This window comes from Kitasatospora sp. NPDC059327 (genome assembly GCF_042752535.1).
In the GTDB taxonomy this organism is placed as follows: domain Bacteria; phylum Actinomycetota; class Actinomycetes; order Streptomycetales; family Streptomycetaceae; genus Kitasatospora.
In genome coordinates this window covers 1-15,048 of record NZ_JBHYYB010000087.1, presented here as the reverse complement: position 1 = coordinate 15,048, position 15,048 = coordinate 1, and the positions used below count along the sequence as shown (strand labels likewise).

General features: G+C 75.8%; 12 protein-coding genes. 10 read left to right on the top strand and 2 right to left on the bottom strand.

What is annotated here, in order from left to right:
* Positions 1-84: 84 nt before the first annotated feature.
* Positions 85-1,602 (bottom strand): MFS transporter, encoded by a 1,518-nt coding sequence (locus ACFXHB_RS34920; RefSeq protein WP_380579324.1) that lies wholly within the window; start codon positions 1,600-1,602, stop codon positions 85-87.
* A gap of 329 nt (positions 1,603-1,931) precedes the next feature.
* Between ACFXHB_RS34920 and ACFXHB_RS34915 the strand changes: the two genes are divergently transcribed.
* The 9 genes from ACFXHB_RS34915 to pgm all read left to right on the top strand — a co-directional run bounded on the left by ACFXHB_RS34915 (position 1,932) and on the right by pgm (position 11,787).
* Positions 1,932-2,492, top strand: a complete 561-nt coding sequence (locus ACFXHB_RS34915; RefSeq protein ID WP_380579322.1) for a hypothetical protein — start codon at positions 1,932-1,934, stop codon at positions 2,490-2,492.
* A 507-nt stretch (positions 2,493-2,999) separates the two neighbouring features.
* Positions 3,000-4,061, top strand: a complete 1,062-nt coding sequence (locus ACFXHB_RS34910) for a phosphatidylinositol-specific phospholipase C domain-containing protein (RefSeq protein WP_380579320.1) — start codon at positions 3,000-3,002, stop codon at positions 4,059-4,061.
* Positions 4,062-4,174: 113 nt separating this feature from the next.
* On the top strand, positions 4,175-4,594 hold the full coding sequence (locus ACFXHB_RS34905; protein ID WP_380579318.1) for a GNAT family N-acetyltransferase: 420 nt from the start codon (positions 4,175-4,177) through the stop codon (positions 4,592-4,594).
* 142 nt (positions 4,595-4,736) lie between these two features.
* Complete coding sequence (locus ACFXHB_RS34900) at positions 4,737-5,837, top strand: DUF4129 domain-containing protein (RefSeq protein WP_380579316.1); 1,101 nt, start codon at positions 4,737-4,739, stop codon at positions 5,835-5,837.
* Positions 5,834-6,484 (top strand): hypothetical protein, encoded by a 651-nt coding sequence (locus ACFXHB_RS34895; protein WP_380579314.1) that lies wholly within the window; start codon positions 5,834-5,836, stop codon positions 6,482-6,484. Before ACFXHB_RS34900 ends, ACFXHB_RS34895 begins: the two co-directional genes overlap by 4 nt.
* A 148-nt stretch (positions 6,485-6,632) precedes the next feature.
* Positions 6,633-7,766, top strand: coding sequence for an AAA family ATPase (locus ACFXHB_RS34890; RefSeq protein WP_380579312.1), 1,134 nt, complete (start codon positions 6,633-6,635; stop codon positions 7,764-7,766).
* Positions 7,763-9,367 carry a DUF58 domain-containing protein gene (locus ACFXHB_RS34885; RefSeq protein WP_380579310.1) on the top strand — a complete coding sequence of 535 codons (1,605 nt, stop codon included), beginning with the start codon at positions 7,763-7,765 and terminating at the stop codon, positions 9,365-9,367. Before ACFXHB_RS34890 ends, ACFXHB_RS34885 begins: the two co-directional genes overlap by 4 nt.
* Positions 9,364-9,960: a hypothetical protein gene (locus ACFXHB_RS34880; protein WP_380579308.1), complete on the top strand. Its 597-nt coding sequence runs from the start codon at positions 9,364-9,366 to the stop codon at positions 9,958-9,960. Before ACFXHB_RS34885 ends, ACFXHB_RS34880 begins: the two co-directional genes overlap by 4 nt.
* A 177-nt stretch (positions 9,961-10,137) precedes the next feature.
* Positions 10,138-11,787, top strand: a complete 1,650-nt coding sequence (pgm, locus tag ACFXHB_RS34875) for a phosphoglucomutase (alpha-D-glucose-1,6-bisphosphate-dependent) (protein WP_380579306.1) — start codon at positions 10,138-10,140, stop codon at positions 11,785-11,787.
* A gap of 326 nt (positions 11,788-12,113) precedes the next feature.
* Here the strand turns inward: pgm and ACFXHB_RS34870 are convergent, their stop codons facing one another.
* Positions 12,114-12,968: a hypothetical protein gene (locus ACFXHB_RS34870; RefSeq protein ID WP_380579304.1), complete on the bottom strand. Its 855-nt coding sequence runs from the start codon at positions 12,966-12,968 to the stop codon at positions 12,114-12,116.
* 352 nt (positions 12,969-13,320) lie between these two features.
* Here ACFXHB_RS34870 and ACFXHB_RS34865 point away from each other — a divergent pair, with 352 nt between their 5' ends.
* Positions 13,321-14,973 carry a phospholipase gene (locus ACFXHB_RS34865; RefSeq protein ID WP_380579302.1) on the top strand — a complete coding sequence of 551 codons (1,653 nt, stop codon included), beginning with the start codon at positions 13,321-13,323 and terminating at the stop codon, positions 14,971-14,973.
* Positions 14,974-15,048 lie beyond the last annotated feature (75 nt).

Below are 15,048 nucleotides of genomic sequence, written 5' to 3'. Positions count from 1 at the left end.
GAGATCGAGCGGCCCGGGCCCGGCGGCACAGCGCGCCGGGTCCGGGCCGCTCGGTGCGCGGGCCGCTCGGGCCCGACCTCCCGGCTACGCCGTGTCGCGGTCGATCTCGCTCTCCCGGACCAGCCAGAGCGCGAGCACCGCGCCGACCAGGCTGACCACACCGCCCAGCAGCAGCACGGCGTTCAGGCCGTCCAGGAACCCCGCGCGGGCGGCGTCCGCGACGCCCTGCCGGGCCGGCTCGGGGAGGGTGGCGAGGACCTCCGGCAGGCTGCCGGAGGACACGGCCTCGGTCAGTTCGCGCGGGTGGGCGCCCTCCGCGGTCGGCGTGCCCGCCGTCAGTTCGCGGACCTTGTCGGCGCCCCGGCCGACGAAGATCGCCCCCCAGACGGCGATGCCCACCGCGATGCCCACCTGTCGGAAGGTGTCGTTGATGCCGGCCGCCATCCCGCTGTTCTCCTTGGGCACCACGCTGACTGCCACGTCGGCGATCACCGGGTTGATCAGGCCGACGCCCACGCCGCCGACCAGGAAGCCGGGCAGCAGGCCGGTCCAGTCGTCCCCGGGCTGGACGTCGCCCATCAGGAGGAGCCCCGCACCGATCGCGAGGAGGCCGACGAAGAGCATCAGCCGGGCCGGCACCCGGGAGAGCATCAGGCCGGAGATCGGGGCCACCACGAAGCTGAGGGCGGTGATGGGCAGGTAGCGCACACCCGCCGCGAACGGGGAGAGCCCCAGGTAGTTCTGCAGGTACAGCGTCAGGTAGAGGAACAGGGCGAAGAGCGAGCTGGACACCGCGAACGCGGCGAGCTGCACGCCGGTGAACGCGTGCCGGCGGAAGAGCCGCAGCGGCAGCATCGGCTCGGGGACGCGGAGCTCGATCAGCACGAAGGCGAGCAGCAGGACGGCCGATCCGGCGAACAGCGAGACGATCAGCGCGCTGCCCCACCCCTCGGCGTTGCCGCGCACCAGCGCCAGGACGAGCAGGAAGAGACCGCTGCTGAACGCCGCGACCCCGGCCCAGTCGACCCTGGTGGCGTTCGGATCGCGGCTCTCGGCCAGCTTGAGGTAGGTGACGATCAGTGCCGCCATCCCGATCGGGACGTTGAGGTAGAAGATCCACTCCCAGCCGAGCGAGTCGGTGAGCGCCCCGCCGACCAGCGGGCCGACCGCCACCGCGACCCCGATGGTCGCCCCGTACAGGCCCATCGCGGTGCCCCGCTCGCGGCCGGGCGGGAACTCCTGGGCGACCAGCGCCAGCGACACCGCGAACATCACCGCGCCGCCGACGCCCTGGATCGCGCGGGACACGTTGAGGAAGGTCGGGTTCGGGGACAGGGCGCAGAGCAGCGAGGCGGCGGAGAAGATCACCAGACCCGCGGCGAACATCCGGCGCCGCCCGAGGCGGTCGGCGAGCGAGCCGGCCGTCAGCACCAGTGCGGCCAGCGACAGCGCATAGGCGTCGAACACCCACTGCAGATCGGTGAAGTCGGCACCGAGGTCCTTGCGGATCGACGGCAGGGCGACGTTCACCACCGTGATGTCGAGCAACAACATGAAGGTCGCGACCGAGACGGCGATGAGGGTCCACCACTTGCGTAGCACGGCAGCCGGTCTCCTTGGCCCGCCGACCGGGGTTCGGCCGGGAAGGCACCGACCGTACGCAACGTCGTGGTGCGAACCGGGGCAAACACGGCCAGGCAGGCGCATTTAGGCCCTGTCCGGCGGAGACCGTGGCCCGGGTGCGGCCGGGTGTGGACCGGCCCGGTGGTGCGCCCGGTTCGACGAGGGGTGATCGGCGAACGCCCGTTGCTGACGCTCCGTGTTCGTCAGGTCTCGATCTGCCAACGAAGTGTGGGAGATGTGCGAGCGGCGTGTTGCCAGCCTGATTGAATCACGAACATCTTTTCGTCGGAACGGAGCGTTCTCCTCTCATGTCTTCACGGATGCGCGGCGGCCGTCGCGGCCTGGCCGCCGTCGCCGGACTCGTCCTCACCGTCGGTCTCGCCCTGACCGGGTGCGACCCGACTCCGGCCGACAGTGCCACTGTCGCCGCCACCCCGCCCGCCGTCACGACCCCGTCCGCCCCCGTCGGCACGGCCGCGCCGAGCACCCCCGCGCCGACCACGCCGCCCCCGGCGGTGACCGACCCCGCACCGGCGCCGGCGGTCACCACGCCGGTGCCACCCGCGGAGCCGGCGCCCGCACCGACCACGGCCAAGCCCCAGTCGCCCGCCCCGAAGTCCCAGCCGCCCGTCACCAAGGCGGCGCCGGAGCCCAAGGCGACCACGGTGAAGCCCCCGGCCGACCCCGAGCCGGCGCCCACGCAGCCGAATACGGCCGCCGGGGACTGCGAGATCCGCTCCAACGCCGGCAACTGCTACAAGGCGGGCCAGTTCTGCCGCGACGACGACCTCGGCAAGAGCACCCACGAGGCCGGCGGCCGGGTGATCTACTGCCGGATGGTCAGCGGCAAGCCGCACTGGCAGGCCTGATCCGACGGCCCGCGCCGACGGTGTCCACCGGTGAAGGCGCCCGGCAGCCCCGCGCTGCCGGGCGCCTTGCCGTGACAGTGCCCCGGCCGGGGATCGTCGGGCCGCCCGGGACGCCCGCGCCGGGCCGTCCACGCCGCCCGCCCCGGGGAAACCCGTTGGTGGGCCCGTGCCGGAGCCACGGCCCCGCCGCTGTCCCGCGCCGACCACCCGTGCCGGAGCCACGGCCCCGCCGCTGTCCCGCGCCGTTCACCCGCGCCGGAGCCACGGCCACCGGGGCCCCCGGGTGGGCGCCGTCCAGGAGGGGCGGCCCCGGCCGGTGGCCCTGACCGGCGGTCACGGCCGGACGCCGTGGGCCCGAGCGGGCGCCGATCCGACTCCGCCGTGGGAACGTCCCGATTTCGTCACGGCCTTGTTCTGTTCGCTTCATGTGGGGGATGCTCGGGCGCACCATCCTGCCGACCAGCGGAGGTGACCGCCGACCGCGTTGTGACAAGGGGACAAGCCATCGTGACCGCACGCCGCGCCCTCGCCGGCACCATCGCCACCGGGCTGCTCGCCGCGGCCGCCGCCCTCCTGCCGGCGCAGTCGGCCGGCGCGAGCGTCGGCGCCGGTGAGCTCCCGTTCGGCTCCGCCACCACCGTCGGGCTCCACAACACCTACGACCCGGCCGCGTTCGGCTACCTCGCCCAGGGCCTGGACACCGGCACCGGCATGATCGAGCTGGACGCCTGGACCGACACCGTGACCAAGGAGTGGAAGGTCAGCCACTCCAACCCACTGGGCAACGCCAACAACTGCGTCAGCGCGAGCACGCCCGCCCAGCTCTACACCGGCGGCGCCAACAAGAACCTGGAGACCTGCCTGGACGACGTCCGGGTCTGGCTCGGGGCCCACCCCGGGGCCGGTCCGCTGGTGGTCAAGCTGGAGCTCAAGGCGGGCTTCGCGGGCAACCGGGGGATGGGCCCGGCCCAGCTCGACTCCCTGATCGCCGGTCACCTGGGCTCGGCCGTGCTGCGCCCGGCGGACCTGCTCGCCAAGCCGGGCGGCGGCTCGTACGCGAACGCCGACGAGGCGGTCCGTGCCGGGAACTGGCCGACCAGGGCGGCGCTGGCCGGGCGGGTGCTGGTGTACGTGATCCCCGGTTCGTTCGAGGAGGGCAACCCCTTCGACACCCTGCCCACCGATGTCGAGTACGGACGCCACCTGCGCGATCTCGCCGCCGCCGGACGGATCGGCGACGCCCAGGTGTTCCCGGCCGTGCACGGCGCCGCGGCCGGCGACCCCCGCGCCAAGTACGCGGAGACGGCGATCCGCCCGTGGTTCGTGGTCTTCGACGGCGATGCCGCCGCCTACCTGGGCGGCATCGACACCTCCTGGTACGACAGCCGGCACTACCTGCTCACGATGACGGACGCGCACAACGTCGCGCCCGCGATCAGCGGCACCGACCCCACCGCGGACCAGGCCCGCGGCCGCACGGAGCAGCTCGCCCGGGCGCACGCGAGCATCGTCTCCAGCGACTGGCGCAAGCTCCCCGAGGTGCAGTCCCTGGCCCTGTCGCGAGGCTGACCACCGGGCCCCGGCCGGTTCGGCCCCCGGCGCCACGTCCCCGGCCCCCGGTCGCTCCGCACGGCGGGGGCCGGGGGCCGGGCGCGGTGACCGGACGGTCTACGATGTAAGGTATGCAGACGAATACTGACCATTACGAGCTGCGTGCCGGTGTGCCGGACGTGGACACCTTCCGGCGGCTGCGGACCGGTGCGGGGATGAGCGACCGGCCCGCCGAGGCGGTGGCGGCCGGGCTCCCCCACACCTGGCACGGCGTGACGGTGCACCGCGACGGGGAGGTGGTCGGCATGGGCCGGATCGTGGGCGACGGCGGGTCGGTGTTCCAGATCGTCGACGTCTGCGTGCTGCCCGAGCACCAGGGCCGGGGCCTCGGCGGGCGGATCATGGCGCTGCTCACCGCCGAGCTGGAGCGCCGGGCCCCGGCGGGCGCCTATGTGTCCCTGATCGCCGACGGCGACGCCCACCGCCTCTACGCCCGTTACGGGTTCACCGGGACGGCCCCGCGCTCCGTCGGTATGCACCGCCTGGTCTGACCCGGGCGCGGCGGCCCCGCGACCGCCCGGCTCCCGCGGCCGGCGCGGCAGTCGAAAGGCGGGGTGACAGCGTGACAGTTGGTGTGCGACGCTGCACCTCACGCGGGACCGACCGCGTGGCGGGGGAACCGGGGGCGGCCGCTTGAACGACACAACGCAGCCGAGCGGACCTCGGCGCGACGGCCGGAGCCGTTCCGACGACGGCGACCGCGCCGACCGGCACGACGCCGGCGACCGCGCCGAGGACACGGACGGCGACCGGGCCACCGACCGCGTGTTCGGGTCGGGCGGCCGGCTCGCGGGCGTCCTGCTGGTGATCGTCGGCCTGCTGGTCGCGGCCTCGACGCTGCGGCCGGACGGCGGTCCGCTCGGTTCGGCCCATGCCGCGGTGCCGGTCTCCGCCGTCGGGTTCGTGCTGCTGCTCGCCCTCGGCGCGCTGATCGTCATCGGCCGCTTCGCGGTGCGCTACCGCGAGGAGGTCCGCGGACTGACGGGGCCGACGCCGTGGGTCGAGCGCACGCGGGAGGCGACCGCGGTGCTGCTGGCCGGGGCCGCCGTCGTGGTGCCGGTGCTGATGTTCGTCTTCCACAACCGCGCGGACACCCGGCGGGCCGGTCCGTCCCGGGACGACCTGCCACTGCCGGAGATCACCCTGCCGTCCGCGTCGCCACCGCCCGAGCCCCGTGAGGTGGACAGCGAAGCCCTGTCCGATGTGATCCCGATGCTGTTCGCCGTCCTCGGCGTCATCCTGGTGATCGCCGTGCTGGTCTTCGTCGTGCTGGTGCTGTGGCGGGTGCGCTTCCACCGGCGGCGGCCGCCGGTGGTGCTGCCGGCCGCGCCCGCCCGGACCGAGGACGCCCTCGCCGCCGCCGTCGTGACCGGTCGGCGCGCCCTGACCGGGGCCGACGCGCGGGCGGCGGTGATCGCCTGTTACGCGGCGATGGAGGACTCGTTGGCGCTGTCCGGGGTGTCCCGCCAGGCCCCCGACAGCCCGACCGAACTACTGGAGCGGGCGATCGCCGACGACCGCGTCGACCCCGCTCCCGCGCACGCCCTCACCGCACTGTTCCGGGAGGCCCGGTACTCCACCCACCCGATGGACCAGGGCCACGTGGGCCGGGCGCAGGCCGCGCTCGACGCCCTCGCCGAGCGACTGGCGGACCGGGCCGGGCAGTCGCCCGAGCAGGCGGCCGCAGGAGCGACCGGAGCAGCGCGGACCGACCGGACCGGAGAGTCTCGATGAGGACCGACCCGCACCGGCCGACGGCCGACCGTGCCTTTCCCGCCGCCGGCGGCGGCCCCGCCGACCGCCTCGGTCGCCTCCGCCGCGCCGCCCCCGTCGACCGGGCGGACCCGGCCGCCCCCGCCGACCCCGCCGACCCCAAGGGCCCGTCCCGCGACGGCCTCGCGGTGCCCGGCTCGATCCGGCACAGTCTGATCGAGCTGACCGTCACCGCGGTGCTGGCCGAGGTCCTGTTCGCCCTGGTCGGCGGTGTGCCCGCGGTCGTCGCCGGAGCGGTCGTGCTGGTCGCCGCCGCGGCGGTCGCCGGCCGTTACGTCGCCGGCGCCGGGTTCCTCGACATCGGTCTGCGCAGCCGGCCGCGGCTGCTGGACACCCGCGAGCCCGGCCTCGGCGACTGGCACTGGACCGTCCGTCAGGGCCTCGACCCGAAGGGCGACGCCCGGCCGCTGCGGGGCCGGCTCCGACGGCTCTTCGCCGCCCGCCTCTCGGAGGCCCACGGCGTCTCGCTCACCGCCGACCGCGACCGGGCCGCCGAACTGATCGGCCCCCGGTTGTGGCCGTGGATCGATCCGGACGCCGCCGACCCGGACACGGTCGTCCCAGGCCCGGTCCTCCTCGCGCTCGTCGACCGGCTCGAATCGCTCTAGCCCTCCCGGCCGGCGACCGCCCGCGACTCCGTGGCCCCGCCGCCGCCACAGCTCCGTAGTCCCCAGCTGTTCCCCGCCCCTCCCTCTGTCAGCCGCAGTCCCGCCGGTCCCGGCCGATCGCCGGTCACCGCCGCCCTTCAGGAGAACCATGACCGCCGTTCCCCAGGCCCCCGCCCCGGTCACCGAGCAGCGTCCGGACACCGAGCAGGGTCCGGACACCGGGCAGACCCAGGACGCCGCGCAGACCTCGGGCCGTCCGGCCGAGGCGGCCGTGCTGACGCCGCAGGAGGCCGGCCGGCGCGCCCGCGCCGTGGTCACGGAGATCGAACGGGCCGTGGTCGGCAAGCCCGAGGCCCTCCGACTGGTGATGCTCGGTGTGCTGGCCGGCGGCCACGTGCTGATCGAGGACCTGCCCGGCCTCGGCAAGACCCTGCTGGCACGTTCGTTCGCCACCACCCTCGGCCTGGACTTCCGCCGGATCCAGTTCACCCCCGACCTGCTGCCCTCGGACGTCACCGGCGCGCCGTTCTACGACCGGAGCACCGGGGAGATGGTCTTCCGCCCGGGGCCGCTCTTCACCCAGCTCCTGCTGGCCGACGAGATCAACCGGACCCCGCCGAAGACCCAGGCCGCGTTGCTGGAGGCGATGGCCGAGGGCCAGGTCTCCGTCGACGGGGAGACCCGCCGGCTGCCGCAGCCCTTCGTGGTGATCGCCACCGCCAACCCGATCGAGTACGAGGGCACCTACTCGCTCCCGGAAGCGCAGCTCGACCGCTTCCTGCTCCGGGTCCGGATGGGCTACCTCTCCACCGGACTGGAGGCCTCGATGCTCCGCGCCCGGCTGGACCGCGCGGTGCCCGAGCCGGTCCTGGAGACCGTCAGCAGTCCGGCCGAACTGCTCGCGATGCGGGCGGCGTTGGAGCGGGTCGAGGTCGACGACGATCTGGTCGACTACGTGGTCGCGCTGGTCGACGCGACCCGCAACGATCCGCAGATCCAGGTCGGCGCCTCCCCCCGGGGCGGTCTCGCGCTGGTCCAACTGGCCCGGGCCCACGCGATGCTGGAGGGCCGCGACTACCTGACGCCGGAGGACGTGAAGGCGCTTGCCGTTCCGGCGCTGGCCCACCGGATCACCCTGACACCGGAGTTGTGGGTGCGCCAGATCGAGGCGGACGACGTCCTGGCGCGGCTGGTCGCCGCCGTCCCGGCGCCGCAGACCGTACCGCGCGCGGCCGCCGGGCCCGGGAACGGCCCGGTGGACGTCCCGGGCGCGGCCCGGTGAGCGCCGAGCGACCCGCCGACGCCGCCGCCGCCGACGCCGACGCCGAGGAGCGGCCCGGGCAGCGGGGCCGCCGGCTCGCCGCCCAGAGCGCCGGCCCCGACCGCCGTCCGGTACGGCGGCTCGCCACCCCGACCGCGAGCCCGGCGCCGGGTCCCGCGCGCGACGGCCGGGCCCGGAAGGGAGAGCGGACCGCCGCACGGACCGTCACACGGCCCACCGAACGAACTCCCGGACACCCCGCCGCCCGGACCGGGACCACCGGCCCGGACCGGTCCGCCGCCCGGTCCGCCGCCCGTCTGGTGGCCCGCAGCGCCCGGGCCACCGAGGCCGGCCTGCCCAGCACCCCGCCCTCGCCCCACTGGCGGCCCGGCGAGCGGACCCTGCGCCTGCTCACGGTGGCCGTCACCGCGACCGTCGCCGCGCCGGCCACCGGCCACGCCTGGCTGCTCGCCCTGGCGGCGGGCCCGGCGGTGCTGCTCGCCCTGGCGGCTCCGGGGCGCGGCCGGCCGTCCCGGCTGGCCGCCGAGAGCACCGTCGCACCGCGCCGCTGTCTGGAGGGCGAGCCGATCACCGTCCGGATCGCCGTCCGCCACGACGGCCGGATCGGCCGGCTCGACCCGACCGTGGCCCTCGGCCCCGGCGTCGCCCTGAGCGCCGTGACCGTCGGCGCCACCGAGGTGGACCTCGTCGTCCGCGCCGAACGCTGGGGCCGCTGGACGCTGGGCAGCGTGGACCTCGACGTCTACGACGCCGGTGGTCTGACCCGCCGGACGGTGCGCACCGACCTCGGGGAGGTGGACGTCCTCCCGGTGCCGGGGGCGGCCCGCCTCACCCCGATCCCGGTGCGGCTGCCCGAACGGCTCGGTGAGCACACCACCGCCCAGGAGGGCACCGGCGTCGAGGTCGTCGGCGTGCGCCCGCATGTGCCCGGTGAGCGCCAGCGGCGCATCCACTGGCCGTCGACCACCCGCCGGGACGCCGTCCAGATCAACCAGTTCGCGGCCGAGCGGGCCGCCGACGCGGTCGTCCTGCTGGACACCCTGGCCGACTTCCGGGACGCGGCCACCGGCCTGTCCAGCCTGGACGAGACGCTGCGCGCGGCCACCGGGCTGACCAGGGCCTACCTGCGCCGGCACGACCGGGTCGGCCTGATCGCGGTCGGCGGGAAGCTGCGCTGGCTCACCGCCGCCGGCGGCGACCGGCAGTTCTACCGGATGGTGGAGAGCGTGCTGGAGGTCCGTCAGGACCGGTCCCACCGGGCGCCCGCCCTGCCCCGGCTCCCGTTGGCCGCCCTGCCCGGCCACGCGCTGGTCTACGCGTTCACCTCGCTCGCCGACCAGCGGATCCTGAACGTGCTCGGCCACGTCCGCGACCGCGGCAATCCGCTGGTCGTGGTGGAGATCCCGGCGGGCGAACCGGCGGTGGAGCCGGGCGACGAGGTCGGCGCCGTGGCCCGGCGGCTCTGGCACGCCGAGCGCGAGGCGATGCGTTCCGCGCTGCGGGCGCGGGGCGTCCCGGTGGTCCGCCACACCCCGGGCGAGGCGCTCGACCTGGCGCTCGCACCGTTGCTGCGCCGCCGGATGGGGGGAGGAGCCCGATGAGCGGGACCACTGTCGGGGCCGCCGGTACCGGGCCCGCCGCCGGGTCGGCCCCGTGGTCCCCGTGGGCCGGCCGGGCCGAACGGGCCGCGCTGCGCTGCGCCGGCCTCGCGCTCGCCCTCACCGCCGTCGGGGTGGTGGGCCGGGCCGGGTCGGCGGCCGCGGTCGCCGCCGGGGCCTTCGCGCTCTGGGCGGCCCCGCCGCTGGAGGAACCGCCGCGCCGCGCGCACACCTGGTTCGGCCGGCTCGCCGCGGCCCGCTGCACGGTGCTGGCCGCCGGCAGTGTGGTGGCGGCGGCGCTGGGCGATCCCGCGCTCGTCCAGGTCGCCGTGACGGCCGGCCTGTTGATCGGCTACCTGCTGCTCGTCGACCTGCTCGGCCCGCAACGCGACCGGGTCCGGCCCGCGCACGCGCTGGCCGCGCTCGCCGGGTCGGGCCTGGTCCTGGCCGTCGCGTTCGCGCCGACCGGGGCGGGGGAGTGGTCGCGCCCGGTCGCCCTGACCGGGCTGCTGGCCGCCGGCGGGGGCGTCCTCCTGGCCCTGCGGTCCCCGTCCGGCCCCGGGGCGGGGACACCGGAGCCGCCCGTCGGCGACTGAGCGGCCTCGGACCCGTCAAGGTTGTCCGATCGGCCCCGACGGGGCGACGCCCCGGCGCCCGGGGCGTCGCCCCGTGTGGGCCGATGGTCGCACGCTGGCTACGATCGGTGAGCACGGGGCAAGGAAGCGCCGGGCCGCGTGGCCGGCGCACGGCGAGGAACACTGGTGGGAGAGACGATGGCACACGCACGGGCCGGGCAGCAGGCGCAGCCGGACGACCTGGTGGACGTGGCGCGGTTGGTGACGGCGTACTACACGCTGCACCCGGATCCGGAGGAGCCGGGCCAGCGGGTGGCGTTCGGCACCTCGGGGCACCGGGGCTCCTCGCTGGACGCCGCGTTCAACGAGGACCACATCGCCGCCACCACGCAGGCGATCTGCGAGTACCGGGCGGCCCAGGGCATCACCGGCCCGCTGTTCCTGGGCGCGGACACCCACGCCCTGTCCGAGCCGGCCCAGGCCACCGCCGTCGAGGTCCTGGCGGCCAACGGCGTCGGCGTCCTGCTGGACATCGCCGACGGCTACACCCCCACCCCGGCGGTCTCGCACGCGATCCTGGCCCACAACCGGCGCCACCCGCAGGCGCTGGCCGACGGCATCGTGGTGACGCCCTCCCACAATCCGCCGCGCGACGGCGGCTTCAAGTACAACCCGCCGAGCGGCGGCCCGGCCGGTTCGGAGGCCACCGGCTGGATCCAGGACCGCGCCAACGCGCTGATCCGGGACGGCCTGCGGGGCGTCAAGCGGGTGCCCTACGCCCGGGCCCTGACCGCCGCGACCACCGGCCGCCACGACTACCTCACCGCCTACACCGAGGACCTGGTCTCGGTGCTCGACCTCGACGCGGTACGGGCGTCGGGCCTGCGCATCGGCGCCGACCCGCTGGGCGGCGCCTCCGTCGCCTACTGGGGGCGGATCGCCGAGACGCACCGCCTGGACCTGACCGTCGTCAACCCGGTCACCGACCCGACCTGGCGGTTCATGACGCTGGACTGGGACGGCAAGATCCGGATGGACTGCTCCTCACCGGCCGCGATGGCCTCGCTGATCGAGCGCCGGGACCAGTTCGCGATCGCCACCGGCAACGACGCGGACGCCGACCGCCACGGCATCGTCACCCCCGACGGCGGCCTGATGAACCCGAACCACTACCTGGCGGTCGCCGTCGACTACCTCTACCGTCACCGCGCCGACTGGCCGGCGGACGCGGCCGTCGGCAAGACGCTGGTGTCCTCGTCGATGCTGGACCGGGTCGCGGGCGACCTCAAGCGCGAGCTGCTGGAGGTGCCGGTCGGCTTCAAGTGGTTCGTGGACGGGCTGCTGGAGGGCTCGATCGCGTTCGGCGGCGAGGAGTCGGCCGGGGCGTCCTTCCTGCGCCGGGACGGCGGGGTGTGGACCACCGACAAGGACGGCATCCTGCTGGCCCTGCTGGCCTCGGAGATCACCGCCGTGACCGGCCGCACGCCCAGCGAGTACTACCGCGACCTCACCGAGCGGTTCGGCGCCCCCGCCTACGCCCGGGTGGACGCCCCGGCCGACCGGGAGCAGAAGGCCCTGCTGGCCCGGCTGTCGCCGGAGCAGGTCCGTGCCGGCGACCTGGCCGGCGAGCCGGTCACCGCCGTCCTCACCGCGGCGCCGGGCAACGGCGCGGCGATCGGCGGGATCAAGGTCTGCACCGAGAACGCCTGGTTCGCGGCCCGTCCGTCGGGCACCGAGGACGTCTACAAGATCTACGCGGAGTCCTTCCACGGCGCCGACCACCTCGCCCGGGTCCAGGCCGAGGCACGGGACCTGGTCAACGAGGTCCTCGCCGGTCCGGCGGTCTGACATCCCGGCGGGGGCGGGTCCGGGTGGCGGGCGCGGGTCCGCGGCCCGGCCCGCCCCCTCGGGTGCCCGCCGGCGGCTCCGCCTCGCCGGGGCGGGCGCAGGCGGGGCGGCACGGCGTGACGGGGCGTCCGGCGCCACCGAGGCGCCCTGCGCCGGGGCGGTCCGGACGGCCTGATCCGGTCGACGCCGAACAGGCCGGCCGGGCGGCCCACTTCTTCGGGGATCCGCGCCCGCCCGTCCGGCGCCCGTCCCGATGCCAGGAGTGGATGTGACGAACCGTCACATTCCTTCGGCGGTAGGGGAACCGCCCGGCATCGAGGAGCAGTTCAGGGAGGGGGTCCGGTGGCCGGGGCAGGCTGTTCGGCGTCGCCGAAGCGCGCCAGGGTCAGGGCGCCCACGATCGCGGCGGCGAAGCCGGCGACGGCGAGCGGTGTCGCGTCGTGACGGGTGTGGTCGCCGAGGACGAGCACCCCGACGACCGCCGGGCCGAGGGTCTCGCCGAGCACCATCGCCGCCGTCGCGGCGGTGACCGAGCCGCTCTGCATGGCCCAGGTCAGCGCGGTGAAGCCGCCGAGCCCGGCGACGGCGATCGCGTACGCCGACGGCTCGCCGAACAGCTGCGGCAGCCGCGGCTCCGGCAGCACCCGCACCGCGACGCCCACCACGCCGAACTGAAGGCCGGCCACCAGGCCCAGCAGTGGGGCCCGGCGCGAGCCGGCGAGGTGGACCACCGCCCACCCCACGACCGTCAGGACGACCGAGACCAGCAGGACCCCCAGCCGCAGCGGCGGATCGCCGGTGCCGCTGCCGTCGCGTCCGGCGGTGAGGGCGAGCACGCAGAGTCCGGCGCAGACCGACACCACCCCGGCCCACTCGCTGCGGCGCAGCCGGATCCGCAGCACCCGGGCCGCTCCGACGGCGGTGACGGCGAGCGCGGAGGCCAGGGCGGCCTCGACCACGTAGAGCGGCAGCCGCTCCAGGGCGACCAGTTCGGCGGCGAACCCGAGCATGTCCATCCCGACGCCCACCAGGAACGGCCACTGGCGGAACGCCCCGGCCAGGGCAGCGGCCTCGCCCGCCTCGTGACCGACCGCGGCGCGGCGCGCGCCCACCGCCTGGAGGACGGTGGCCGAGCCGGTGAGGAGGGCGGCCAGGAGCGCCGCGAGCAGGCCGAGGGACATGGGCCGACGGTACGGATCGGGGGTCGGCCGGGCGTCCGGCTCGCCGGTCGGACGGTGTGGATCGCCGCCGCCGTCACCCGCCCGGACGCCCCGGACGGTCGGGGGGCGGCCGGCCGACCCGACCGCCCCGGAGACCGTCCCGCACAGCCCGCCGCGCCCTCGGGCCGGGGTGCCCGACCGCTCCCGCGACCGTCGTCCTGACGTCGTGTCGGCCGATCGGCGGGGGCCGAACGGCAGGTCTGTTTCCGGCCCGGTGACTGATTGTCATGTGCAGTTGGACGAGAAGTTACTTTTGGGTAATCTCAGGTCGTCCCACGGGTGAACCACCCGCCGCTTCCTGAAGGAACCTCACGTGCACCTCCCCTGGTCCCACCGGTCCGGCCGCCTCGTGCGATCGGCCCTGGCCGTCGCCGCCGCCACCGCCCTGTTCGCCGCCGTCGCGCCCCCGTCGGCCCACGCGGCCCCCGCGGAGGGGGCCGGCGCCGACGGCGGGACGGCCCACCTCGACGCGGTCGAGCGCGCGCTGCGCGAGGTGTCGCCCGGCCTGGAGGGCTCGGTCTGGGAGCGCACCGAGGGCAACGCGCTGACCTCCGCCACCGACGACCCGGCCGGCTGGCTGCTCCAGACGCCCGGTTGCTGGGGCGACGCCGCGTGCGCCGACCGCCGGGGTACCCGCGCGCTGCTCGCCCGGATGAAGGCGGACGTCGCCGCCGCCACCCGGACGGTCGACGTCTCCACCCTGGCGCCGTTCCCCAACGGCGGCTTCCAGGACGCGCTGGTGGAGGGGCTCAAGGCCTCGGCCGCCGCCGGCCACCGTCTCCAGGTCCGGATCCTGGTCGGGGCGGCGCCGCTCTACAACGCCAACATCCTGCCCTCGCGCTACCGCGACGAGCTGCTCGCCAAGCTCGGCCCCGCGGCCGGCTCGGTGACCCTGAACATCGCCTCGATGACCACCTCGCGCACGGCGCTGTCCTGGAACCACTCCAAGCTGCTGGTGGTCGACGGCCGCAGCGTGATCGCCGGTGGCATCAACGGTTGGAAGGACGACTACCTCGACACCGCGCACCCGGTCTCGGACGTCGACCTCGCCCTGACCGGCCCGGCCGCCACCTCGGCCGCGCGCTACCTGGACACCCTGTGGGAGTGGACCTGCGGCCGCACCGGCCTGTTCGACAACGCGTGGTTCGCCTCCTCGGACGGCGGCGCCTGCCGGCCCTCGATGGAGCGGGACCTCAACCCCGCGGCGCCCGCCACCGGCACCGTCCCCGTCATCGCCGTCGGCGGCCTGGGCGTCGGCATCAAGGCCGCCGACCCCGCCTCGGCCTACCGGCCCGGCCCGGTCGCCGGGGTGGCCCGGACCCAGTGCGGTCCGCTCGCGCTGCACGACAACACCAACGCCGACCGGGACTACGAGACGGTCAACCCCGAGGAGAACGCCCTGCGCGCGCTCGTCGGCAGCGCCCGCGACCACATCGAGATCTCCCAGCAGGACATGAACGGCACCTGCCCGCCGCTGCCGCGCTACGACGCCAGGCTGTACGACCTGCTGGCGGCCAAGCTCGCCGCCGGGGTCAAGGTGCGGATCGTGGTCAGTGACCCGGCCAACCGGGGCGCGGTCGGCAGCGGGGGCTACTCGCAGATCAAGTCGCTCTCCGAGGTCTCCGATGTGCTGCGCGCCCGGCTGAACACCCTGACCGGCGACCCGGCGAAGGCCGGCGCCGCGCTCTGCGGCAACCTCCAGCTCGCCTCCTTCCGCGCGGCGCCGACCGCCACCTGGGCGGACGGGCGCCCGTTCGCGCTGCACCACAAGCTGGTCGCGGTCGACGGCGCGGCGTTCTACATCGGTTCGAAGAACCTGTACCCCGCCTGGCTGCAGGACTTCGGCTACATCGTCGAGGACAAGGGCGCCGCGGCCCAGCTGGACCGCGACCTGCTGGCACCGCAGTGGACGTACTCGCAGGCCGCCGCGACCGTCGAGTGGTCGACCGGGCTCTGCCGGGCCTGAGCGCCGGGCCTGAGCACCGGGCCCGCCGCCGCGCGGCCGGGGGCCGGGACGCCGGCCGACCCCGCGGGGTCAGCC

What these genes read in the sequence shown, in the direction of transcription:
- ACFXHB_RS34915 (WP_380579322.1), top strand. Translation starts at nt 1,932, where the DNA reads ATGTCTTCACGGATGCGCGGCGGCCGTCGCGGCCTGGCCGCCGTCGCC.
- ACFXHB_RS34905 (WP_380579318.1), top strand. Translation starts at nt 4,175, where the DNA reads ATGCAGACGAATACTGACCATTACGAGCTGCGTGCCGGTGTGCCGGAC.
- ACFXHB_RS34895 (WP_380579314.1), top strand. Translation starts at nt 5,834, where the DNA reads ATGAGGACCGACCCGCACCGGCCGACGGCCGACCGTGCCTTTCCCGCC.
- ACFXHB_RS34890 (WP_380579312.1), top strand. Translation starts at nt 6,633, where the DNA reads ATGACCGCCGTTCCCCAGGCCCCCGCCCCGGTCACCGAGCAGCGTCCG.
- ACFXHB_RS34880 (WP_380579308.1), top strand. Translation starts at nt 9,364, where the DNA reads ATGAGCGGGACCACTGTCGGGGCCGCCGGTACCGGGCCCGCCGCCGGG.
- pgm (WP_380579306.1), top strand. Translation starts at nt 10,138, where the DNA reads ATGGCACACGCACGGGCCGGGCAGCAGGCGCAGCCGGACGACCTGGTG.
- ACFXHB_RS34870 (WP_380579304.1), bottom strand. Translation starts at nt 12,968, where the DNA reads ATGTCCCTCGGCCTGCTCGCGGCGCTCCTGGCCGCCCTCCTCACCGGC.